Here is a 22,359-nt window from a genome sequence, read left to right on the forward strand (position 1 = left end):
GATTCTCCCGACCCCTTACAGCTTCATCAGGCTGGCGTCGTCGACCGAGGCCGAGTGGCGGGCACGGAACAGGGACACGATGATCGCGAGCCCCACCACGACCTCCGCGGCGGCGACGACCATCGTGAAGAAGGCGATGATCTGGCCGTCGAGGTTGCCGTGCATCCGGGAGAAGGCGACGAACGCGAGGTTGCAGGCGTTGAGCATGAGCTCGATGCACATGAACACGACGATCGCGTTGCGCCGGATCAGCACGCCGGTGGCACCGATCGTGAACAGCAGGGCCGCGAGATAGAGGTAGTTGACCGGGTTCACTTCGACGCCTCCTCGGGCCGCTTGAACGTGGCCGGCTCGATGGCCTTCCGCTCCAGGCGCTCCTCGGCACGCTGCTCCAGGGCCCGCAGGTCGTTGAGCGCCTCCTGCGACACGTCCCGGATCTGGCCCCGCTCGCGCAGGGTCTTGCTGACGGTGAGGTCGGAGGGGGTGCCGTCGGGCAGCAGGCCCGCGATGTCGACCGCGTTGTGCCGGGCGTAGACGCCGGGGGCCGGCAGCGGCGGCAGGTACTTGCCCTCGCGGACGCGCTCCTCGGCGAGCTCCCGCTGCGTCTTGGCGCGCTCGGTGCGCTCCCGGTGGGTGAGCACCATGGCGCCGACGGCGGCCGTGATGAGCAGGGCGCCGGTGATCTCGAACGCGAAGACGTACTTGGTGAAGAGGAGGGCGGCGATGCCCTCCACGTTCCCGCCGGCGTTCGCCTGGCCGATGCCGTTGAACTCTCTGAGGGAGGCGTTGCCGATCCCGGCGATCAGCAGGACGCCGAAGCCGAGCCCGCACAGCAGGGCCAGCCAGCGCTGGCCCTTGATGGTCTCCTTCAGGGAGTCCGCCGCGGTGACGCCGACGAGCATCACCACGAACAGGAACAGCATCATGATCGCGCCCGTGTAGACGACGATCTGGACGACGCCCAGGAAGTAGGCGCCGTTGGCGAGGTAGAACACCGCCAGGATGATCATGGTCCCGGCGAGGCAGAGGGCGCTGTGCACGGCCTTCTTCATGAAGACGGTGCACAGGGCTCCGATCACCGCGACGGTGCCGAGGATCCAGAACTGGACGGCCTCTCCGGTGGAGGTGGAGTAGGCGGCGAGCTGGGCGGTCATCGGCCGATCACCTTCTCCGACGCCGGCTCGGTCCCGCCGAAGGTCGAGTCGGCCTCCTGCACCACCTCGCCCTTGGAGTGGGCGACCTGGCGCTCCGTACCGGGGGCGGCTTCGGTCACCAGGCCCCGGTAGTAGTCCTGTTCGTCCGTGCCCGGGTAGATGGCGTGGGGCGTGTCGACCATGCCCTCCTCAAGACCGGCGAGCAGCTGCTCCTTGGTGTAGATGAGGTTGGCGCGGCTGGAGTCGGCCAGCTCGAACTCGTTCGTCATCGTCAGCGCGCGCGTGGGGCACGCCTCGATGCACAGGCCGCACAGGATGCAGCGGGCGTAGTTGATCTGGTAGACGCGGCCGTACCGCTCGCCGGGCGAGTAGCGCTCCTCGTCGGTGTTGTCCGCGCCCTCGACGTAGATGGCGTCGGCGGGGCAGGCCCAGGCGCACAGCTCGCAGCCGACGCACTTCTCCAGGCCGTCCGGATGGCGGTTGAGCTGGTGCCGGCCGTGGAAGCGCGGAGCTGTGGTCTTCTGCTGCTCCGGGTACTGCTCGGTCAGCCGCTTCTTGAACATGGCCTTGAAGGTCACGCCGAAGCCGGCCACGGGGTTCTGGAAACCGGGCTTGGTGTCCTTCGGTTCCTCAGCCTTCGAACGCTCGAGTTCCTCAGCCATCGGACGCCTCCTTTCCATCCGTAGATCCGCCCAGAGATCCGTCACTCTGAGTATCGGGCCCACCACTGACAATCAGCTCCCGCTCACGGCGCGAGCGGCGTCGCGGGACGGGTGGAAGTTCCTGTCCCGGCAGGGGCGGTACGGGGAACCCGCCCGCCATCGGGTCGAAGGCGGCCGGGGTCTCGGCCGGCGGTTCGGCCTGCTTCGCCTTCTCGCGGAACATGTCGGCGACGAAGGAGAGCAGCAGCACGGCGAGGACGCCGCCGCCGACGTAGAGGGCGATGTCGGCGAAGTCGTAGCCCTCGTTCCGCAGGGCCCGGACGCTCGCGACGAGCATCAGCCACACCAGCGAGACCGGGATGAGGACCTTCCAGCCGAGCTTCATCAGCTGGTCGTAGCGGACGCGCGGGAGGGTGCCGCGGATCCAGATGAACATGAACAGCAGCAGCTGCACCTTGACGGTGAACCACAGCAACGGCCACCAGCCGTGGTTGGCGCCCTCCCAGAAGGTGCTGATGGGCCAGGGCGCCCGCCAGCCGCCGAGGAAGAGCGTGGTGGCGACGGCCGAGACGGTCACCATGTTGACGTACTCGGCGAGCATGAACATCGCGAACTTGATCGACGAGTACTCGGTGTTGAAGCCGCCGACCAGGTCGCCCTCGGACTCCGGCATGTCGAAGGGGGCGCGGTTGGTCTCGCCGACCATCGTGACGATGTAGATGATGAAGGAGACCGGCAGCAGCAGGATGTACCAGCGGTCGGTCTGCCCCTCGACGATCGTCGACGTGGACATCGACCCCGAGTAGAGGAACACGGAGGCGAACGCGGCGCCCATCGCGATCTCGTAGGAGATCATCTGCGCGCACGAGCGCAGACCGCCCAGCAGCGGGTAGGTCGAGCCGGAGCTCCAGCCCGCCAGCACGATGCCGTAGATGCCGACCGAGGCGACCGCGAGGATGTAGAGCATCGCGATCGGCAGGTCGGTGAGCTGCATCGTGGTGCGCTGGCCGAAGATCGAGATCTCGTTGCCGGCCGGGCCGAAGGGGATCACCGCGATCGCCATGAAGGCCGGGATGGCGGCGACGATCGGCGCGAGGACGTACACCGCCTTGTCCGCGCGCTTGACGACGACGTCCTCCTTCAGCATCAGCTTGATGCCGTCGGCGAGCGACTGGAGCATGCCCCAGGGGCCGTGCCGGTTGGGGCCGATGCGCAGCTGCATCCAGGCGACGACCTTGCGCTCCATGACGATGGAGATCAGCACGGTCACCATCAGGAAGGCGAAGCAGAACACCGCCTTGATGGCGACCAGCCACCAGGGGTCGGTGCCGAACATCGAGAGGTCTTCAGCGGCGAGGTACGGGCTCATGCCTCCACCTCCTTGAAGGCTCATGCCTCCACCTCCTTGGGGGCCTCGCCGGCGAGGGTCGCCGGGCCGATGCGGACGAGGGAGCCGGGCCGCGCCCCGGTGTCGGAGGCGACGCCGCCGCCGGTGGAGTTCAGCGGGAGCCACACCACCCGGTCGGGCATGTCGCTGATCTGCAGCGGGAGTGCGACGGCTCCCTCGGGGCCGGTGACCGCGAGGAGGTCGCCGTCCTTGACGCCCGCCTCGGCAGCCGTGGCGGCCGACACGCGCGCGCGTGCGGCGTGCCGGGTGCCGGCGAGTGCCTCGTCGCCCTGCTGGAGGACGCCCTGGTCGAGCAGGAGCCGGTGTCCGGCGAGCACGGCCTCGCCCGCGGCCGGGCGGGGCAGCGGGCCCGCGGTCTCCAGGGGTTCACCGGCTCGCGGACCGTCCCAGGCGCCGAGCCGGTCGATCTCGGCCCGTACGGTGCGCAGGTCCGGCAGGCCCAGGTGGACGTCCATGGCGTCCGCGAGCATCTGCAGCACGCGCGCGTCGGTGGGCGCGAGGCGCCGGGTCATCTGGTCGGGCTTGAGCGCGGCCTCGAAGAAGCGGACCCGGCCCTCCCAGTTGAGGAAGGTGCCGGCCTTCTCGGCGACCGCGGCGACGGGCAGGACCACGTCGGCCTTGCGGGTGATCTCGCCGGGCCGCAGTTCGAGCGAGACAAGGAAGCCGACCTCGTCGAGCGCGGCACGCGCGCGTGCCGGGTCGGGCAGGTCGGCGATCTCCACACCCGCCACCAGCAGCGCCTGGAGTTCGCCGGTCGCGGCGGCCTCCACGATCTGGCCGGTGTCGCGGCCGTAGCGGTGCGGCAGGCCGGCGACGCCCCAGACGGCGGCGACCTCGTCCCGCGCGCGGGGGTCCGTGGCCGGACGCCCGCCCGGCAGCAGCGACGGCAGCGCGCCCGCCTCGACGGCGCCGCGTTCCCCGGCCCGGCGCGGGATCCACACCAGCCGGGCCCCGGTCGCGGTGGCGGTGCGGACGGCGGCGGTGAGCCCGCCGGCCACCGCGGCCAGCCGCTCGCCGACGACGATCACCGCGCCCTCGGCGCGCAGCGCCTCTGCGGCGGCAGCGCCGTCGCCCTCCAGACCGACGTTGCTCGCGAGGGCGTCCAGCCACTCGGTCTCGGTGCCGGGAGCCGCCGGCAGCAGCGTGCCGCCGGCCTTCTCCAGACCCCGGGTGGTGTGGGTGGCGAGCGAGAAGGTCCGCTGCCCGTGCTTGCGCCAGGCCTTGCGCAGCCGCAGGAAGACGCCGGGCGCCTCCTCCTCGGCCTCGAACCCGACCAGCAGGACGGCGGGTGCCTTCTCCAGCGCGGTGTACGTGACGCCCGTGCCGTCGAGGTCCCGGCCGCGTCCGGCGACCTGGGCGGCGAGGAAGTCGGCCTCCTCACCGCTGTGCACGCGCGCGCGGAAGTCGATGTCGTTGGTGTCGAGCGCCACGCGCGCGAACTTGCTGTACGCGTAGGCGTCCTCGATGGTGAGGCGGCCACCGGTCAGGACGCCGGTGCGGCCCCGGGAGGCCAGCAGCCCCTGGGCCGCGATCTGCAGCGCCTCGGGCCAGGAGGCCGGTTCCAGCTCGCCCTCGGCGTTGCGCACCAGGGGCGTTTCCAGCCGGTCCCGCTGCTGGGCGTACCGGAAGGCGAACCGTCCCTTGTCGCAGATCCACTCCTCGTTGACCTCGGGGTCGTTGGCCGCGAGCCGCCGCATGACCTTGCCGCGCCGGTGGTCGGTGCGGGTGGCGCAGCCACCGGAGCAGTGCTCGCACACCGACGGGGAGGAGACCAGGTCGAAGGGGCGGGAGCGGAATCGGTACGCCGCTGAGGTCAGCGCTCCCACGGGGCAGATCTGGATGGTGTTGCCGGAGAAGTACGACTCGAACGGGTCGCCCTCGCCGGTGCCGACCTGCTGGAGCGCGCCCCGCTCGATCAGCTCGATCATCGGGTCGCCCGCGACCTGGTTGGAGAACCGGGTGCAGCGGGCGCACAGCACGCACCGCTCTCGGTCGAGCAGCACCTGCGTGGAGATCGGGACGGGCTTCTCGTAGGTCCGCTTGCGGCCGTCGAAGCGGGACTCGGCGTCGCCGTGCGACATGGCCTGGTTCTGCAGCGGGCACTCGCCGCCCTTGTCGCAGACCGGGCAGTCCAGGGGGTGGTTGATGAGCAGGAGCTCCATCACACCCTTCTGGGCCTTCTCCGCGACCGGGGAGGTCAGGTGGGTCTTCACCACCATCCCGTCGGTGCAGGTGATGGTGCAGGAGGCCATGGGCTTGCGCTGGCCCTCCACCTCGACGATGCACTGGCGGCAGGCGCCGGCCGGGTCCAGGAGGGGGTGGTCGCAGAACCGGGGGATCTCGATGCCGAGTTGCTCGGCGGCCCGGATGACCAGGGTGCCCTTGGGCACGCTGATCTCGATGCCGTCGATCGTCAGCGACACGAGGTCCTCCGGCGGGACCGCCGCCTCTCCCCCGCCGGAGGGAGAGCTGGTGGTCACGGTCATGCGTTCACCTCCGTGCGGTCGGCCCAGGCCGTCGACTTGGCCGGGTCGAAGGGGCAGCCCCGGCCCGTGATGTGCTGCTCGTACTCCTCGCGGAAGTACTTCAGCGAGGAGAAGATCGGCGAGGCGGCGCCGTCGCCCAGGGCGCAGAAGGACTTGCCGTTGATGTTGTCGGCGATGTCGTTCAGCTTGTCGAGGTCGGACATCTGTCCCTTGCCGGCCTCGATGTCGCGCAGCAGCTGCACGAGCCAGTAGGTCCCTTCGCGGCAGGGCGTGCACTTGCCGCAGGACTCGTGGGCGTAGAACTCGGTCCAGCGCGTGACGGCACGGACCACGCAGGTCGTCTCGTCGAAGCACTGGAGAGCTTTTGTGCCGAGCATGGAACCCGCGGCGCCCACTCCTTCGTAATCAAGAGGGACGTCGAGGTGCTCGTCGGTGAACATCGGGGTCGAGGAGCCGCCCGGCGTCCAGAACTTGAGGCGGTGCCCGGGGCGCATGCCACCGCTCATCTCGAGGAGCTGGCGGAGCGTGATCCCGAGCGGCGCCTCGTACTGACCGGGGCTCGCGACATGGCCGGAGAGGGAGTAGAGCGTGAAGCCGGGCGACTTCTCACTCCCCATCGACCGGAACCATTCCTTGCCCCGATGCATGATCGCGGGAACCGAAGCGATCGACTCGACGTTGTTCACCACAGTCGGGCAGGCATAGAGGCCCGCGACGGCAGGGAAGGGGGGACGAAGCCGCGGTTGACCCCGGCGGCCTTCGAGCGAGTCCAGCAGTGCGGTCTCCTCACCGCAGATGTACGCGCCCGCGCCCGCGTGCACGGTGATGTCGAGGTCGAGTCCGCTGCCCAGGATGTTCTCGCCGAGGAAGCCCGCCTCGTACGCCTCGCGCACGGCAGAGTGCAACCGCCGCAGGACTGGGACGACTTCACCACGCAGATAGATGAAGGCATGCGACGACCTGATGGCGTAACACGCGATGATCATGCCCTCGATGAGGCTGTGCGGGTTCGCGAAGAGGAGCGGGATGTCCTTGCACGTCCCCGGCTCCGACTCGTCGGCGTTGACAACCAGATAGTGCGGCTTCCCATCTCCCTGAGGGATGAACTGCCACTTCATCCCCGTGGGGAATCCCGCGCCGCCGCGCCCCCGCAGACCGGACTCCTTGACGTACGCGATCACGTCGTCCGGCGACATGGCGAGCGCCTTGCGAAGCCCCTCGTAGCCGTCGTGCCTGCGGTACACGTCCAGCGTCCAGGACCTGTCCTCGTCCCAGAAGGCCGACAGCACCGGTGCGAGCAGCTTCTCGGGGCTCATGTCTTTCAGCTCGGGTGCCAAGGTCATCACTCCCCCTCCTCGGCTGTGGGCCCGGCCGGGTGGGCCGGGTCGGAGGCCGACGTGTCCTGCGGCGCGTCGTGCGAGCTCAAGTGCTCCGTCGGTGACGGATCGTGCGGCGCATCGGTGCGGGCCGCCTCGCCGCGCGGGTGCACCACGCGGGCGGGAGCGCCCTCCCCCCTGGCGAGCTTCAGGCCGACCAGGGAAGCGGGTCCCGCGCTTCCCCCGGACTCGACGGCCCCGTCCCGCTCGTCGGGGAAGCCGGCCAGGATTCGAGCGGTCTCCTTGAAGGTGCACAGGGGCGCCCCGCGCGTGGGTGCGACGGGCCGTCCCGCGCGCAGGTCGTCGACGAGGCGCTTGGCGCTGGCCGGGGTCTGGTTGTCGAAGAACTCCCAGTTGACCATCACGACCGGCGCGAAGTCGCAGGCCGCGTTGCACTCGATGTGCTCCAGGGTGACCTTGCCGTCGTCGGTGGTCTCGCCGTTGCCGACGCCGAGGTGCTCCTGGAGCTCCTCGAAGATCGCGTCCCCGCCCATCACGGCACACAGGGTGTTGGTGCACACCCCGACCTGGTAGTCACCGCTCGGCCGGCGCCGGTACATGGTGTAGAAGGTGGCGACGGCGGTGACCTCGGCCGTGGTCAGGCCGAGCATGTCCGCGCAGAACTGCATGCCGGTGCGCGTGACGTGCCCTTCCTCGGACTGCACGAGGTGCAGCAGCGGCAGGAGGGCGGACCGGGAGTCCGGGTAGCGGGCGATGACCTCGCGCGCGTCGGTCTCCAGACGGGCCCGGACGTCGTCCGGGTAGGCGGGTGCGGGCAGTTCGGGCATGCCCAGGCTGACGCCCCGCTCGGAGGATGAGGTGGTCACCGGTCGACGCCTCCCATCACGGGGTCGATGGACGCGACGGCGACGATGACATCGGCGACCTGGCCGCCCTCGCACATCGCCGCCATGGCCTGAAGGTTGGTGAAGGACGGGTCGCGGAAGTGGACCCGGTAGGGGCGGGTGCCGCCGTCGGACACGACGTGCACCCCGAGCTCGCCCTTGGGCGACTCGACCGCCGCGTACACCTGTCCCGGCGGGACGCGGAAGCCCTCGGTGACCAGCTTGAAGTGGTGGATCAGGGCCTCCATGGAGGTGCCCATGATCTTCTTGATGTGGTCGAGGGAGTTGCCGAGCCCGTCCGGTCCCAGGGCGAGCTGGGCGGGCCAGGCGATCTTCTTGTCGGCGACCATGACCGGGCCGGGCTGGAGCCGGTCGAGGCACTGCTCGACGATCCGCAGCGACTGGCGCATCTCCTCCAGCCGGATGAGGAAGCGGCCGTAGGCGTCGCAGGTGTCGGCGGTCGGGACGTCGAAGTCGTACGTCTCGTAGCCGCAGTACGGCTGGGCCTTGCGCAGGTCGTGGGGCAGGCCGGTGGAGCGCAGGATCGGGCCGGTGGCGCCGAGGGCCATGCAGCCGGCCAGGTCGAGGTAGCCGATGTCCTGCATGCGGGCCTTGAAGATGGGGTTCCCGGTGGCGAGCTTGTCGTACTCCGGGAGGTTCTTCTTCATCTTCTTCACGAACTCGCGGATCTGGTCCACCGCGCCGGGCGGCAGGTCCTGGGCGAGTCCGCCGGGGCGGATGTACGCGTGGTTCATCCGCAGGCCGGTGATCAGCTCGTAGATGTCGAGAATGAGTTCACGATCACGGAATCCGTAGATCATGATCGTGGTGGCGCCGAGTTCCATGCCGCCGGTGGCGATGCACACCAGGTGCGAGGACAACCGGTTCAGCTCCATCAGGAGCACGCGGATGATCGAGGCGCGGTCCGGGATCTGGTCCTCGATGCCGAGGAGCTTCTCGACGCCGAGGCAGTACGCCGTCTCGTTGAAGAACGGCGTCAGGTAGTCCATGCGCGTCACGAACGTGGTGCCCTGCGTCCACGTCCGGTACTCGAGGTTCTTCTCGATGCCGGTGTGCAGATAACCGATGCCGCAGCGGGCCTCGGTGACGGTCTCGCCCTCGATCTCCAGGATCAGGCGGAGCACGCCGTGCGTGGACGGGTGCTGCGGGCCCATGTTGACGACGATGCGCTCGTCGTCGGCGCGGGCCGCGGACTGGACGACCTCGTCCCAGTCGCCGCCGGTGACGGTGTAAACGGTGCCCTCGGTGGTCTCGCGAGGGGATGCGTGCGAAGTGCTCACGAGTACGACCTCCGCTGGTCCGGAGCCGGGATCTGGGCGCCCTTGTACTCGACGGGGATGCCGCCGAGGGGGTAGTCCTTGCGCTGCGGAAAGCCCTGCCAGTCGTCCGGCATCATGATCCGCGTCAGGGCGGGGTGGCCGTCGAAGACGATGCCGAAGAAGTCGTACGTCTCGCGCTCGTGCCAGTCGTTGGTCGGATAGACCGAGAACAGGGACGGGATGTGCGGGTCGCTGTCGGGGGCGCTGACCTCCAGGCGGATCACCCGGTTGTGGGTGATCGAGCGCAGGTGGTAGACCGCGTGCAGCTCGCGGCCCTTGTCGTTCGGGTAGTGGACGCCGCTGACGCCGGTGCACAGCTCGAAGCGCAGGGCCGGGTCGTCGCGCAGGGTGCGGGCGACGCGGACCAGGTGCTCGCGCTCGATGTGGAAGGTCAGCTCGTCGCGGTCGACGACCGTCTTCTCGATGGCGTTCTCAGGGAGCAGTCCCTGTTCCTCCAGGGCGCCCTCCAGTTCGTCGGCGACCTCGTCGAACCAACCGCCGTAGGGGCGGGTCGCCGGTCCCGGGAGCCGGACCGAGCGGACCAGGCCTCCGTAGCCGGAGGTGTCGCCGCCGTTGTTGGCGCCGAACATGCCGCGCTGGACGCGGATCTCCTCGCCGCCCTGGCCGCGCTGGCCCGGGAGGTTCTCCGCGGAGAGGTCCTTCTCGGGGTTCACCCCGTTCGACCCGTTCGCGCCGTTGGTGCCGTTCGCGTCGCTCACCGCAGCAGCCCCTTCATCTCGATCGTGGGCAGGGCCTTGAGCGCCGCCTCCTCCGCCTCGCGGGCCGCCTCCTCGGCGTTCACGCCGAGCTTGGAGGACTGGATCTTCTGGTGGAGCTTGAGGATGGCGTCCATCAGCATCTCCGGCCGTGGCGGGCAGCCGGGGAGGTAGATGTCGACCGGCACGATGTGGTCGACGCCCTGGACGATGGCGTAGTTGTTGAACATGCCGCCGGAGGAGGCGCAGACCCCCATGGAGATCACCCACTTGGGGTTCGGCATCTGGTCGTAGACCTGCCTGAGCACCGGCGCCATCTTCTGGCTGACCCGGCCGGCGACGATCATCAGGTCCGCCTGGCGCGGCGAGCCCCGGAAGACCTCCATGCCGAAGCGCGCCAGGTCGTAGCGGCCGGCGCCGGTGGTCATCATCTCGATGGCGCAGCAGGCGAGGCCGAACGTGGCGGGGAAGACCGACGCCTTGCGCACCCAGCCCGCGGCCTGCTCGACGGTGGTCAGCAGGAAGCCGCTCGGCAGCTTTTCTTCGAGTCCCATGACTTGTGGCCCCTCAGTCCCATTCCAGGCCGCCGCGCCGCCATACGTACGCGTACGCGACGAAGACGGTGAGCACGAAGAGCAGCATCTCCACGAGCCCGAAAATCCCCAGGGCGTCGAAGCTGACGGCCCAGGGGTAGAGGAAGACGATCTCGATATCGAAAATGATGAAGAGCATCGCCGTCAGGTAGTACTTGATCGGGAAGCGCCCGCCGCCGGCCGGCGTGGGGGTCGGCTCGATACCGCACTCGTAGGCCTCGAGCTTGGCCCGGTTGTACCGCTTGGGCCCGATCAACGTGGCCATGACCACGGAGAAGATCGCAAAGCCTGCCCCGAGGGCTCCCAGTACGAGGATGGGCGCATAAGCGTTCACCGCTCCTCGCTCCTCTCAGTCGGCACTGACTGCTGGCGGTTTGCATCGGGCTCACATCCGCCCCACCGGTCCCCTGAACCTCGCCCGCCCCGGCGAAGATCGGGAACATGTGAAGCAGGTCACAAGCCCAACCGCGTGCATCTTATGCCCGACGCTCTGTGATCTGCGACACGGGGTATTGCACAAGCTTTGTGATCTCCACCACCTGACGATCGATCATGAAGTCGGGTGAGCGGTGATCTTCACACCCGAAGCGTCCGAGTGATCACCAGAGGTGACATTTTGGCTCGTCAGCGCAGGCCGGAGGGTGCGTCTCAATATCAAGATGGTTCCCTTGCATGCAAATTGGCGCTGGACTTGATCTCTTGATAGAGGCGCGTTCACACCGCGGGGGGCGTACGGAACGGGGTGTGGACGCGTGCACGCGTTCACGATCTTCGCGAGGCCGTGACCCGGCCGTGATCTACGCGCCGGGACGCTGCCGTCAGAGCAACCGTTCCGTGACCTCCGTCACAGCGATGAGAGGTTCATGAGAACGGGGCTTGGCCAATCAACGCAACCAGTGGTAAGCGCGGGGCAATTCGGGCGTATTGATCAAAGAGCGTGATCACAGCATGGTCACAGGCCGCCCGCAATGTCCGTTACGGCGTCAATAAAGGGCCTCGTCGGGGGTTTTTGGCGGCCCGATTGAGCAACTGTGGCGCAGCCCACGTTTCTTGAAGATATGAAGGAGCCCCTGGTACCGGTTGTTCCCATGTCCCACACCGCTCACATACGCAGCCACCGGAAACCCCGCCGCAGCGCGACCTCCACGATCGCCATGCGTGCCGGAGTTGCCGGTGGCGTTCTCAGCATGGCAGCGGCGGGTGCGTCGGCCTCGGCGAACGCCGCCGAGCCGGTGACGCAGACCATCGAACTGCCCACCCTGACGGCCGACATGTCCGCTCAGGTGGCCCAGTCCGCGGCCGCCACGCAGCAGGCCGCCGCGAACTACGAGCTGCGCGCAGAGCGTGACGCCGCCGCCGCCAAGGCCGCCGCGGAGGCCAAGAAGGACCTCGCCGAGGCGAAGAAGAAGGCCGAGGCCAAGAAGAAGGCCGCCGAGGCCGCCCGCAAGGCCGCCGCCGAGCGCGCCGAGCGCAGCGCCGAGCGCGCCACCCTGTCCGCCTCCGCGTCCGCCTCGGCGTCGGTCTCGGCGCCCGCCAGCGGCAGCGTCGCGACGGTCATCGCCTTCCTGAAGGCCCAGGTGGGCGACGCCTACGTCCTGGGCGCCACCGGTCCCAACGCCTGGGACTGCTCCTCCCTCGTGCAGGCCGCGTACAAGCAGGTGGGTGTGGACCTGCCGCGCGTCTCGCAGGACCAGTCGATGGCCGGCACGGACGTCCCGCTGTCCAGCATCCAGGTCGGCGACATCCTGTACTGGGGCGGCAAGGGCTCCGCGTACCACGTGGGTGTCTACATCGGGAACGGCCAGTACCTGGACGCGGCGAACCCGTCCAAGGGCGTCGTCATCCAGGACCTGTCGGGCTACCCGGCGTCGGGCGCGGTGCGCGTCCTCTGACGTCACTTCATCACTGATGCACGCGTGACTCATCACTGATGCACACATAACGGGCAAGAGGGCCGCTGCCGCTCGGGGGCAACGGCCCTCCCCGCCTGTCCGGGGCACCTCGCCGAGCCTTCACGGCCCTCCAGGGCCCCTCTGGGCGCCTATCCGAGGTCGAACGTGTTCGGCAGCCCCAGCCGGTACCGCAGTTCGTCCACGCGCTTCAGGGGCTCCAGCTCCGGCGGTCGGTACAGTTCCCAGACCCGGCAGCGCTCGATGTCCGAATCGTCCGCATCAAGCAGTGCGTTGACGGCGTGTCGCGCGGACTCGTTGGCGCCCTCCATCGACGCCAGGTCGACGTCGGTGCGGACGTAGTCGCCCGCGAGGAAGAAGTTGGGCACCTTCGTGCGGGCGGTCGGGCGGTTGTGGAACGTGCCCGTGGGGTGGACGAGGAGCTGTTCGCGGTTCTGCGGGTCGGGGCCGCCCAGGCCCGTCACCGCCGGGTCCATGAACCAGCCCAGCCGGTCCTCGTCCCTCAGGGTCGTCTTGCCGCTGTCGTTCAGGCCGTCCTTCAGCTGGGCCCAGAGTTCGGCGACGACTTCTTCCCTGGTGCACTCCTTCGCCGTCTTCCCGTACAGGATGCCGGGCTTGTCCCATTCCGAGATGATCGCGGAGAGGCAGTCGCGGGCCTGCCCGTCCCCGTAGTCGCGCGCGAAGTCGCGCACGTCCCAGAACTGGGCCTGGCCGACGGCCGTCACCGACCAGGGCGAGTCGAGGCAGTTGACGTGGCCGTGCACGACCGGGGTCGGGGTGCGCAGGTAGAACATCACGCCGGTCATCCAGTCGGTCTGCAGCGCGTCGCAGCGGGCGAGCTGCGGGTCGGCGGCGCGCAGGGCCGGGCCCCAGGTGAGGCGGGCGTGCTCGACGGGCAGGGCGCTGACGTAGTGGTCGGCCGTGATCACGCGCTCGTGGCCCCCGTCGCGGGCGGAGACCCGTACGCCGGTCACGCCGCCGCCGTCGCAGAGGACCTCGTGGACCTGGGTGCCGAGGGCGAACTCGACGCCGAGGGAGCGCAGGTGGGTCTCCCACGGGTCGATCCACGCCTCGCTCGTGGGGGCGTTCAGGACGCGGTCGACGTCGGCGTCGGGGCCGTCCATGCCACGGCCGAGCAGGCCCCACAGCAGCAGGGCCTCGATGATGACGCGCCCGACGGTCCGCGTGGACGCGACCTCCGCGCGCGTGGCGACGAGGTTGCGGGTCTGGCCGACGCCGAGGACGGTGCGGTACTCCTCGCTCATCTCCTCGGCGCGGATGAAGTCCCACCAGGCGACCTTCTCCCACTGGCCCTCGCGGCGGGCCTCGCAGCTGGTGAGGTGGACGAGGAGGCGGTTGGCGAAGTAGGCGGCCTCGTGGGCGGGCAGGCGGGTGCCGAGGTCGAGCACGGACAGGATCTGGTCGCGGATCCAGGACGGGGTCAGGTCGCCGGGGCGGGGCGGGGTGGTGGCGCGGCGGAGCGGGAAGTGCAGGTCCGGGCGGCCGGAGCCGCGGGCGAACAGCGCCTCGGTGCCGGAGCGGAGGTTGCCGCGGACGCCGTCGGCGTTGCCCGCGAAGGGTATGCGGCGCAGGGTGTCGGGGAGGTTCCGGTAGAAGCCGGGGAAGAAGCGGAAGCCGTGCTCGCCGGGGAGGGGTGCGCGGCCGCCGGTGCCGGTGCCGGGGACGTCCATCGAGCGGGCCTTGCCGCCGAGTGCGTCGTAGTACTCGTAGACGGTGACGGCGTAGCCGCGCTCGGCGAGTTCGTGGGCGGCGCTGAGGCCGGAGACGCCACCGCCGAGGACGGCGACGCGCTTGCCGGCGGAGGCGGGAGCGGCACTCGCGACGCCGGCCCCGACGCCCACGCCGGCTCCTAAGGCGGCCCCGGCGCCCGAGAGGAAGCGTCTGCGCGTGTGGCCGGACTGCTCCTGGGACTGCTGCGTGTGTTCTGTTGTCATGATTCCCGGAGGGTAGGGAGGGGCTCCCGATGCCGGAAGTCGGCTTCCCGCCACCCACAGCATCCTCACACTCACAGGGAGAGACAGCAGATGCCGAGTGTCTTCGTGCAGGGACGGCCCGTCGACGCGTATCCGAGGCTCGCGCCCGAGGCCCGGAACGGGAAGGTGCGGCGGATCACCGAGGTCGGCGAGGAGGTCCTGCACAAGCCGTGCCGGGACGTCACCGAGTTCGGGCCCGACCTCGCCGCGCTCATCGACGACATGTTCCTGACCATGTACATCGCGGACGGGGCCGGGCTCGCGGCGAACCAGGTCGGGGTCGATCTGCGGCTGTTCGTGTACGACTGCCCGGACGACGACGGGGTCCGGCACGTCGGACACATCGTCAACCCCGTGCTGGAGCCGCTCGAAACGGCCCACCGGAGGCTGCTCGACGAGGCCGAGGGGTGCCTGTCCGTGCCGGGCGCCACGAGGGACGTGCCGCGTCCGGACCGGGCCGTGGTGCGCGGCTTCGACCGGGACGGCGAGCCGGTCGTGATCGAGGGAACGGGGTACTTCGCCCGCTGCCTGGCGCACGAAGCCGACCACTGCGAAGGGCGGCTCTACCTGGACCGGCTCGCGCAGCGCGAGCGCAAGGACGCACTGCGGCAGATGGCGGACCGGCGCGACGAGGTGTACGCGCGCCGGGCCGCCAACATCGAGGCCCTCAGCGGCTGACGGACTGAACGGCCGAACGGGTCGGCGGCTGGTCAGGCCTTCGGCGCGACCTTGCTCAGGCCGTTGATGATGCGGTCCATCGCGTCGCCGCCCGTCGGGTCGGTGAGGTTCGCCAGGAGCTTCAGCGTGAACTTCATCAGCAGCGGGTGCGTGAGACCGCGCTGGGCGGCGATCTGCATGACCTTCGGGTTGCCGATGAGCTTCACGAAGGCCCGGCCCAGCGTGTAGTAGCCGCCGTAGGTGTCCTTCAGGACGCGCGGGTAGCGCTGGAGGGCCGTCTCGCGGCCGGCCGGGGTGGAGCGCGCGTGGGCCTGGACGATGACGTCGGCGGCGATCTGGCCGGACTCCATGGCGTAGGCGATGCCCTCGCCGTTGAAGGGGTTCACCAGGCCGCCGGCGTCGCCGACGAGCAGCAGGCCCTTGGTGTAGTGGGGCTGGCGGTTGAAGGCCATGGGGAGGGCGGCGCCGCGGATGGGCCCGGTCATGTTGTCGGGGGTGTAGCCCCAGTCCTCCGGCATGGAGGCGCACCAGGCCTTGAGGACCTCGCGCCAGTCCAGCTCCTTGAAGGAGTCGGAGGTGTTGAGCACGCCCAGGCCGACGTTGGAGGTGCCGTCGCCCATGCCGAAGATCCAGCCGTAGCCGGGCAGCAGGCGGTCCTGGGGGCCGCGGCGGTCCCACAGTTCGAGCCAGGACTCCAGGTAGTCGTCCTCGTGGCGGGGGCTGGTGAAGTACGTGCGGACCGCGACGCCCATCGGGCGGTCCTCGCGGCGGTGCAGGCCCATCGCGAGGGAGAGGCGGGTGGAGTTGCCGTCGGCGGCGACGACGAGCGGCGCGTGGAAGGTGACCTCGCGCTTCTCCTCGCCGAGCTTGGCGTGCACGCCGGTGATGCGGCCGGTGCGGTCGTCGACGATCGGCGCGCCCACGTTGCACTTCTCGAACAGTCGGGCTCCGGCCTTCTGCGCCTGCCGGGCGAGCTGCTCGTCGAAGTCGTCACGCTTGCGGACCAGGCCGTAGTCCGGGAAGGAGGCGAGGTCCGGCCAGTCGAGCTGGAGGCGCACTCCCCCGCCGATGATCCTGAGGCCCTTGTTGCGCAGCCAGCCGGCCTCTTCCGAGATGTCGATGCCCATCGCCACGAGCTGCTTGACGGCGCGCGGGGTGAGGCCGTCGCCGCAGACCTTCTCGCGCGGGAACTCGGTCTTCTCCAGGAGCAGTACGTCGAGTCCGGCCTTGGCGAGGTGGTAGGCGGTGGTGGAGCCGGCTGGCCCCGCGCCGACGACGATGACATCGGCGGTGTTCTCGGAGAGGGGCTCGGTCACGACACTCACGGCGGGATCTCCCCAAGGTTCGGAATCGGTGTGCCGCCCGGGCACAGGACATGGGCAGTCTATGCAGCGGCGTTGATCACCCGGCTGAAGGGCTGCCTCGTCCCCACACCGACCCGGTCGGCGACGGACAGTAATCGACTGTCACAGAAAGACACCTGTCGCTTCCGGCCGATGCGGGGCGGGAGTTACCCTTCCTGTACCGCTGGGGGTGACATCTGTGCACATATCCCGCAAGACACCCGAAGTGCGCGTACCGCGTCTGGTCGGTCTGATGGCCGTCGACGCACGCGAGACGGCCCGGGCGCGGGGCCTGTCCCTCAACGCGCCGGACCGGCCCGACTTCCACCTCGCCGTCGTCGACTACGTCGTACGCCAGTACCCGCAGCCCGGCGCCGAGGTGCCGCGGGACTCGATGGTCCACGTGTGGTTCGACTTCGGCCCCGGTGAGGGCGGCGGAGGCGTGCACGAGCCGCGGGTTCCGCGACCGCCGCGGGGCGGACTCCAGCGCGAGCTGGACGAGCCGGGCGATCCGCACATGGTGCTCAGCTCCCCGTAGGGGACTCAGCTCTCCTTGAAGCCCCGGTGCAGGGCCACGATCCCGCCGCTCAGGTTGCGCCAGGCCACCCGCGACCAGCCGGCCTTGCCCAGGCGTGCCGCCAGAGCGGGCTGGTCGGGCCAGGCGCGGATGGATTCAGCGAGGTAGACGTAGGCGTCGGGGTTGGAGGAGACGGCCCGGGCGACCGGCGGCAGGGCGCGCATCAGGTACTCGGTGTAGACCGTGCGGAACGGCGCCCACGTCGGGTGGGAGAACTCGCAGATCACGATCCGCCCGCCGGGCCGGGTCACCCGGTGCATCTCCCGCAGCGCGGCGTCCGTGTCCTGCACGTTGCGCAGCCCGAAGGAGATGGTGACGGCGTCGAAGGTGTCGTCCTTGAACGGCAGCCGCGTCGCGTCGCCGGCGGTGTAGGGCAGCCAGGGCTGCCGCTGCTTGCCGACCTGGAGCATGCCCTGCGAGAAGTCGCAGGGAACGACGTAGGCGCCGGTGCGGGCGAAGGGCAGCGAGGACGTGCCCGTGCCCGCCGCGAGGTCGAGGACCTTCTGCGCGGGGCGCGCGTCGACCGCCTTGGCGACCTCCTTGCGCCATCGCCGGTCCTGGCCGAGGGACAGCACGTCGTTGGTCAGGTCGTACCGTTCCGCCACGTCGTCGAACATCGAGGCGACTTCGTGCGGCTGCTTGTCCAGGGATGCGCGGGTCACGGGCCCATTCTTGCAGCACGCCCTCACGGCAGGAGCCGCGGCTTCCGTCGCGCCGCCACGTCCTCCACCCACCCGCACAACAGCACCAACACGGCGATCAGCACCCAGCCCACGCCGAACAGGAACCACTGGCTGTCCAACGGCAGGTACGCCTCGAAGGCCGGTACCTCCCAGAACCGGTCGATCAGCGGTACGGCGAGGACGAGCGCGATCTCGTGCCAGAGGTAGATCGTGACGGCACGCGCGCGTACAGCAGCAGCGTCACGAACCCCGCCGACCAGAAGGCCTGCGCGAGCGGGTTCTCGTCGAGGTCGTACGTGCCGTACTCGGCCTGGTGCGCGAGGGCGTACCAGCCGCCGTAGGCCAGGGCGGCCAGCGCGAGGGACCGCGCCATCAGGGTGCCGGCCAGGCCGAACATCACCCCCATGGAGGGGAAGACCAGTCCGGCCCAGGCCCAGCCGAAGGTGTGGTACGCGACGACGCGGACGAGCGCGACCGCGCGGAGGACGTCGAAGTAGCGGTCGCGACGCCTGCTGTGCGCGCCCATCAGCCCGCCTTTCCCTTCTGGTCACGGGTTGGTGGCAGCCGTTCGTAGAGTGGTGAGGCCCAGGGGAATCGGACGCACCCGAGCGGGGGACATGGATGGACGTGCTGATCAGGCCCGCACGCGCGACGGAAGCCGGCGTACTCACCGACTTGGCGCTGCGGTCCAAGGCGCACTGGGGCTACGACGCCGGGTTCCTGGAAGCGTGTCGGGAAGAGCTCACCGTCACGGCGGACGAGCTCGCGCGCCGACGGGCCACGGTGGCTGACCGAGACGGCCGCGTTCTGGGCTTCACGACGCTTGAGGGCGAGCCCCCCTCCGGCGTCCTGGGCATGATGTTCGTCGAGCCGCAGGCCATCGGTCAGGGGATCGGCCGCCTGCTGTTCGAGCGCACGATCGCCGCCGGACGAGAGCTGGGGTTCACCCGGCTCACGATCGACGCGGACCCGAACGCCGAGCCGTTCTACCGCGCGATGGGCGCGGTCCGCGTCGGGGAAGTCCCCTCGGGCTCCATCGCCGGCCGAGTGCTGCCGCAGCTGGTCGTCACCATCCACCACGGAGACGGCGCCGTTTGACGACGTCATCGGGAAGCCCCGCCGGGGTCCCGGCCTCGCCCGTCCGCTTGAGTTTCTGCCAGCGCAGTCGGCCGCCGGTGAGGGCCGTGACGCAGGAGTGGATGAGGACGAGGTACATCATCTACCGGTAGGCCAGCTGCTGGAGCGGCATCATCAGCAGGTAGCGGTACCGCTCGCGGTCCAGGCGGAAGGCGTAGGCCGCGCACCCGCACTCACCGAACACGGGTCCTTCGGTGGGCTCGTTGCCGCGTTTGCGGCGGCGACCGAGAGGGGCGCGGTTTTCGATGGCAGGCTCGGATTGCATTCCCCGGAAACCAGGGCGCCTTCATGTGCCCCAAACTCGGGTTTTCATGTGAGAGCCCCGTGAGAAACGACCCAAGCTGTCCTTTCTCTGAGAGTTCTCGGGAATGCCCGCGGAACTCGCCGTGAGCGACTGACCCCGTGAGACGTTTGCTGCCGGGAAACGTACTTCCTGTTGACCCCCAGACCTCACGAGATCGGGAGCGCACGTCATGAGGAGTCACCGGAAACCGGCGGCGATCGGGCTGGGCTGCCTGCTCGCCTTCGCCACGGCGGGATGCTCCGGCCAGGGCGACGCGACCCCGGCGGCCCCCGCGGTGACGACGGCGGCACCCAGCACTTCGTCACCTGCCGAGTCCGGCACGTCGTACGCCCCGTACGTCAGCTCCACCGAAGCCGCCGGCACCGACTCCGCGGGCTCCCCCACGACGTACAACCTGGCCTTCGTCATAGCCGACGGCAGCGACTGCGTCCCGCGCTGGAACGGCACGCACGCCATCGGCGACCCGGCGGTCGCGGCCCGGATCGCGCGGCTCAAGGAGGACGGCGGCCAGGTCCGGGTCTCCTTCGGCGGCGCCTCCGGCGATGAACTCGCGACGCACTGCGGCAGCGCGTCGGAACTGGCGGCGGCGTACGGCAAGGCCCTCGACGCGGCCGGCACCGGCCTGGCCGACTTCGACATCGAGGGCGACGAACTGGCCGACTCCGCGTCCGTCGCCCTGCGTTCGAAGGCGCTCGCCCGGTTGCAGGCGGAACGCGAGGACCTGGAGGTCTCGTTCACGCTCCCGGTCATGCCCTCGGGCCTGGGGAAGGACAGCCTGGCGCTCCTCGCCTCCGCCAACGACAACGGTGTACAGGTCTCGACCGTGAACCTGATGACGATGAACTACGGCACGTCCTACGACGGCGACATGGGCGGCTACGCCCGCACGGCCGCGCAGACCGCGCACACCCAGCTGAAGGAGGTCTTCGGCACGTCGGACGCGGCCGCCTGGCGGGGCATGGCGCTCACCTCGATGATCGGCGTCAACGACGTCGACGGTGAGACCTTCACGCTCGCCGACGCCGCCGAGGTCCGGGCCTTCGCCGAGGAGAAGGGCATCGGGTGGGTGTCGATGTGGTCGGCCGCCCGGGACCGGCAGTGCGCGAAGGACTCCGGGTCGGACCGGCCGGCGACCGATTGCAGCGGGGTGAAGCAGAGTTCGGGCGCGTTCGGGAAGGCGTTCGCGGGCTGACGCGGGCTGCTGGCTGGGGGCCGGGAGGCCGGGGGCCGGGAGGCCCGGGAGGCCGGGGGCCGGGGGATCGGGGCAGGGAGGCCTGGGAGCCGGGAGGCCCGGGAGCCCGGGGCAGGGCCGAAGGCCCGGGGGCCCGGGAGCCCGGGGCAGAGCCGAAGGCCCGGGGGCCCGGGAGCCCGGGGCAGAGCCGAAGGCCCGGGGGCCCGGAGGCCCGAAGGCCCGGAGGGTCGGAGGGTCGGCTTCCGTTCAGCGGCGCCGGTGCACCAGCCGTCCCGCGCACACCGTCGCGAGGCACTCCCCCGCGTCGTCGAAGACGGCGAGGTCGGCGCGGCCGGTCGGGACGATCGCGGTCCGGCGGGCCCGCGGCAGGACGACGACGTCGTTCCGCTCGGCGGCGGCCCGGAGTTCCGCCGAGTCGACGTACTCCTCCAGGACCGCCACCGCGCCGAGCTTCAGCACGGCGTGGACGCGCTCGCGCGGGCTCGGGGCGTCCGGCAACGGGCCCTCGTGGACGCGGGCCGGGCCGAGGGTCCCGGGCCAGCTGCGCACCCGGGCCGCCGGGAACGCCTCGCGCACGTCGTCGAGGGTCCCGACCGCACCGATGCGGTCCCGTCCGACGACCACGGCGCCGCCCTTGACGGGATCGGAGTCCCAGGTGACGCGGACCGCGTCCGCCGTGTGAATGGTCTCCAACTCTTCTCCGGCGCGCGCTAGTTGGAGGCGATCAGCTTGAGCTCGGGGTGAGCCGTGCCGCCCTCGATGGCCGTGGAGGAGATGTGCGAGACCACGCGGTCGTCGACGGGGTCGTTCGCCGGGTCGTCGTGGACGACGAGGTGCTCGTAGGTGGTGGACCGCTGGGCCGGGACGCGGCCCGCCTTGCGGATGAGGTCGATGATCTCCATCCGGTTCGACCGGTGCTTGGCGCCGGCCGACGACACGACGTTCTCCTCCAGCATGATCGAGCCGAGGTCGTCGGCGCCGTAGTGCAGGGAGAGCTGGCCGACCTCCTTGCCCGTGGTCAGCCAGGAGCCCTGGATGTGGGCGATGTTGTCCATGAACAGCCGCGCGATGGCGATCATCCGCAGGTACTCGAAGAGCGTCGCCTGCGTGCGGCCCTTCAGGTGGTTGTTCTCGGGCTGGTACGTGTACGGGATGAAGGCGCGGAAGCCGCCCGTGCGGTCCTGGACGTCGCGGATCATCCGCAGGTGCTCGATGCGCTCGGCGTTGGTCTCGCCGGTGCCCATGAGCATGGTGGAGGTGGACTCCACGCCCAGGTTGTGCGCGATCTCCATGATCTCCAGCCAGCGCTCGCCGGACTCCTTCAGCGGGGCGATGGCCTTGCGGGGCCGCTCGGGCAGCAGCTCGGCGCCGGCACCGGCGAAGGAGTCGAGGCCGGCGGCGTGGATGCGCCGGATGGCCTCCTCGACGGACACCTTCGAGATCCGCGCCATGTGCTCGACCTCGGACGCGCCCAGCGAGTGGATCACCAGCTGCGGGAAGGCGTCCTTGATCGCCTTGAAGTGCTTCTCGTAGTACTCGACGCCGTAGTCCGGGTGGTGTCCGCCCTGGAACATGATCTGGGTGCCGCCCAGCTCGACCGTCTCGGCACAGCGGCGCAGGATGTCGTCCAGGTCGCGCGTCCAGCCCTTGGCGGTGTCCTTGGGCGCGGCGTAGAAGGCGCAGAAGCGGCAGGCCGTGACGCAGACGTTCGTGTAGTTGATGTTGCGCTCGATGATGTACGTCGCGATGTGCTCGGTCCCCGCGTACCGGCGCCGCCGCACGGCGTCGGCGGCGGCCCCCAGCGCGTGCAGCGGGGCGTCCCGGTACAGCACGAGCGCCTCGTCCGGGGTGATCCGCCCACCGGCGGCAGCACGGTCGAGGATGGGCTGAAGGTCGGCCTTCTCGGTCACCGGGCGTCCCTTTCGTAAGGGTTGTGGACGGACCAGCCCAGCGTACGCCAG

At 70.1% G+C, this 22,359-nt stretch carries 21 protein-coding genes and 2 pseudogenes; 5 read left to right on the top strand and 18 right to left on the bottom strand.

All coding sequences use genetic code 11. The features are described from left to right. Window positions 1-15 precede the first annotated feature (15 nt). Genes nuoK through ACSUPV_RS16765 form a run of 11 tightly spaced genes read right to left on the bottom strand, consistent with a single transcriptional unit; the run spans window position 16 to window position 10,914 of the window. The gene (gene nuoK, locus ACSUPV_RS16715; protein WP_003992252.1) at window positions 16-315 is read right to left on the bottom strand and encodes an NADH-quinone oxidoreductase subunit NuoK; all 300 of its coding nucleotides are present in this window, start codon (window positions 313-315) and stop codon (window positions 16-18) included. Then, window positions 312-1,154: an NADH-quinone oxidoreductase subunit J gene (locus tag ACSUPV_RS16720; RefSeq protein WP_031117032.1), complete on the bottom strand. Its 843-nt coding sequence runs from the start codon at window positions 1,152-1,154 to the stop codon at window positions 312-314. Before ACSUPV_RS16720 ends, nuoK begins: the two co-directional genes overlap by 4 nt. Further along, window positions 1,151-1,816 (bottom strand): NADH-quinone oxidoreductase subunit NuoI, encoded by a 666-nt coding sequence (gene nuoI, locus ACSUPV_RS16725; RefSeq protein ID WP_037763535.1) that lies wholly within the window; start codon window positions 1,814-1,816, stop codon window positions 1,151-1,153. The genes ACSUPV_RS16720 and nuoI overlap by 4 nt, the downstream gene beginning before the upstream one ends. Next, on the bottom strand, window positions 1,809-3,185 hold the full coding sequence (gene nuoH, locus ACSUPV_RS16730; protein WP_037763533.1) for an NADH-quinone oxidoreductase subunit NuoH: 1,377 nt from the start codon (window positions 3,183-3,185) through the stop codon (window positions 1,809-1,811). The genes nuoI and nuoH overlap by 8 nt, the downstream gene beginning before the upstream one ends. A gap of 20 nt (window positions 3,186-3,205) precedes the next feature. Next, the gene (locus ACSUPV_RS16735; RefSeq protein WP_031117035.1) at window positions 3,206-5,710 is read right to left on the bottom strand and encodes an NADH-quinone oxidoreductase subunit G; all 2,505 of its coding nucleotides are present in this window, start codon (window positions 5,708-5,710) and stop codon (window positions 3,206-3,208) included. Next, a complete protein-coding gene (nuoF, locus tag ACSUPV_RS16740) occupies window positions 5,707-7,053 on the bottom strand; it encodes an NADH-quinone oxidoreductase subunit NuoF (protein WP_359757883.1) in 1,347 nt (448 codons plus the stop codon). Before nuoF ends, ACSUPV_RS16735 begins: the two co-directional genes overlap by 4 nt. After that, window positions 7,053-7,913 (bottom strand): NADH-quinone oxidoreductase subunit NuoE, encoded by an 861-nt coding sequence (gene nuoE / locus ACSUPV_RS16745; RefSeq protein WP_031117037.1) that lies wholly within the window; start codon window positions 7,911-7,913, stop codon window positions 7,053-7,055. Before nuoE ends, nuoF begins: the two co-directional genes overlap by 1 nt. Next, window positions 7,910-9,232 carry an NADH-quinone oxidoreductase subunit D gene (locus ACSUPV_RS16750; RefSeq protein WP_031117038.1) on the bottom strand — a complete coding sequence of 441 codons (1,323 nt, stop codon included), beginning with the start codon at window positions 9,230-9,232 and terminating at the stop codon, window positions 7,910-7,912. Before ACSUPV_RS16750 ends, nuoE begins: the two co-directional genes overlap by 4 nt. Then, window positions 9,229-9,990 (bottom strand): NADH-quinone oxidoreductase subunit C, encoded by a 762-nt coding sequence (locus ACSUPV_RS16755; RefSeq protein WP_031117039.1) that lies wholly within the window; start codon window positions 9,988-9,990, stop codon window positions 9,229-9,231. The genes ACSUPV_RS16750 and ACSUPV_RS16755 overlap by 4 nt, the downstream gene beginning before the upstream one ends. Next, the gene (locus tag ACSUPV_RS16760; protein ID WP_007383964.1) at window positions 9,987-10,541 is read right to left on the bottom strand and encodes a NuoB/complex I 20 kDa subunit family protein; all 555 of its coding nucleotides are present in this window, start codon (window positions 10,539-10,541) and stop codon (window positions 9,987-9,989) included. Before ACSUPV_RS16760 ends, ACSUPV_RS16755 begins: the two co-directional genes overlap by 4 nt. 13 nt (window positions 10,542-10,554) lie before the next feature. After that, window positions 10,555-10,914, bottom strand: coding sequence for an NADH-quinone oxidoreductase subunit A (locus tag ACSUPV_RS16765; RefSeq protein WP_019755222.1), 360 nt, complete (start codon window positions 10,912-10,914; stop codon window positions 10,555-10,557). 724 nt (window positions 10,915-11,638) lie between these two features. Here ACSUPV_RS16765 and ACSUPV_RS16770 point away from each other — a divergent pair. Then, the gene (locus tag ACSUPV_RS16770; RefSeq protein ID WP_037763525.1) at window positions 11,639-12,472 is read left to right on the top strand and encodes a C40 family peptidase; all 834 of its coding nucleotides are present in this window, start codon (window positions 11,639-11,641) and stop codon (window positions 12,470-12,472) included. 149 nt (window positions 12,473-12,621) lie between these two features. On the opposite strand, the gene ACSUPV_RS16775 is transcribed toward ACSUPV_RS16770, so the two are convergent. Beyond that, window positions 12,622-14,445, bottom strand: coding sequence for a hydroxysqualene dehydroxylase (locus ACSUPV_RS16775; protein ID WP_436947752.1), 1,824 nt, complete (start codon window positions 14,443-14,445; stop codon window positions 12,622-12,624). 90 nt (window positions 14,446-14,535) lie between these two features. Here ACSUPV_RS16775 and def point away from each other — a divergent pair, with 90 nt between their 5' ends. Continuing rightward, window positions 14,536-15,162 carry a peptide deformylase gene (gene def, locus ACSUPV_RS16780; RefSeq protein ID WP_037763521.1) on the top strand — a complete coding sequence of 209 codons (627 nt, stop codon included), beginning with the start codon at window positions 14,536-14,538 and terminating at the stop codon, window positions 15,160-15,162. A 32-nt stretch (window positions 15,163-15,194) separates the two neighbouring features. On the opposite strand, the gene ACSUPV_RS16785 is transcribed toward def, so the two are convergent. Beyond that, complete coding sequence (locus ACSUPV_RS16785; RefSeq protein ID WP_037763520.1) at window positions 15,195-16,487, bottom strand: geranylgeranyl reductase family protein; 1,293 nt, start codon at window positions 16,485-16,487, stop codon at window positions 15,195-15,197. A 244-nt stretch (window positions 16,488-16,731) separates the two neighbouring features. On the opposite strand from ACSUPV_RS16785, the gene ACSUPV_RS16790 reads away from it, so the two are divergent. Continuing rightward, complete coding sequence (locus ACSUPV_RS16790; protein WP_382614449.1) at window positions 16,732-17,043, top strand: PASTA domain-containing protein; 312 nt, start codon at window positions 16,732-16,734, stop codon at window positions 17,041-17,043. 5 nt (window positions 17,044-17,048) lie between these two features. On the opposite strand, the gene ACSUPV_RS16795 is transcribed toward ACSUPV_RS16790, so the two are convergent. Further along, window positions 17,049-17,744, bottom strand: a complete 696-nt coding sequence (locus tag ACSUPV_RS16795) for a demethylmenaquinone methyltransferase (protein WP_359784754.1) — start codon at window positions 17,742-17,744, stop codon at window positions 17,049-17,051. Window positions 17,745-17,767: 23 nt separating this feature from the next. Beyond that, a pseudogene (locus ACSUPV_RS16800) lies at window positions 17,768-18,291 on the bottom strand (hypothetical protein). Window positions 18,292-18,386: 95 nt separating this feature from the next. Here ACSUPV_RS16800 and ACSUPV_RS16805 point away from each other — a divergent pair. Then, window positions 18,387-18,863, top strand: a complete 477-nt coding sequence (locus ACSUPV_RS16805) for a GNAT family N-acetyltransferase (protein ID WP_436947753.1) — start codon at window positions 18,387-18,389, stop codon at window positions 18,861-18,863. Here ACSUPV_RS16805 and ACSUPV_RS16810 read toward each other — a convergent pair. Next, window positions 18,832-19,068: pseudogene (locus ACSUPV_RS16810) on the bottom strand (hypothetical protein); the annotation flags it as partial. The gene ACSUPV_RS16805 and the pseudogene ACSUPV_RS16810 sit on opposite strands and share 32 nt — an antisense overlap. A gap of 307 nt (window positions 19,069-19,375) precedes the next feature. Here ACSUPV_RS16810 and ACSUPV_RS16815 point away from each other — a divergent pair. Further along, window positions 19,376-20,398, top strand: a complete 1,023-nt coding sequence (locus ACSUPV_RS16815) for a chitinase (protein WP_436947754.1) — start codon at window positions 19,376-19,378, stop codon at window positions 20,396-20,398. A gap of 246 nt (window positions 20,399-20,644) precedes the next feature. On the opposite strand, the gene ACSUPV_RS16820 is transcribed toward ACSUPV_RS16815, so the two are convergent. Together ACSUPV_RS16820 and mqnC are read right to left on the bottom strand one after the other, a co-directional pair. Beyond that, on the bottom strand, window positions 20,645-21,091 hold the full coding sequence (locus tag ACSUPV_RS16820) for a hypothetical protein (RefSeq protein ID WP_037763509.1): 447 nt from the start codon (window positions 21,089-21,091) through the stop codon (window positions 20,645-20,647). A 17-nt stretch (window positions 21,092-21,108) separates the two neighbouring features. Then, entirely contained in the window at window positions 21,109-22,308 is a 1,200-nt protein-coding gene (gene mqnC / locus ACSUPV_RS16825; protein ID WP_031117049.1) for a cyclic dehypoxanthinyl futalosine synthase, read from the bottom strand. Between the last annotated feature and the right edge of the window lie 51 nt (window positions 22,309-22,359).

Source organism: Streptomyces sp. SudanB52_2052, assembly GCF_964272415.1.
Classification (GTDB): Bacteria; Actinomycetota; Actinomycetes; order Streptomycetales; family Streptomycetaceae; genus Streptomyces; species Streptomyces olindensis.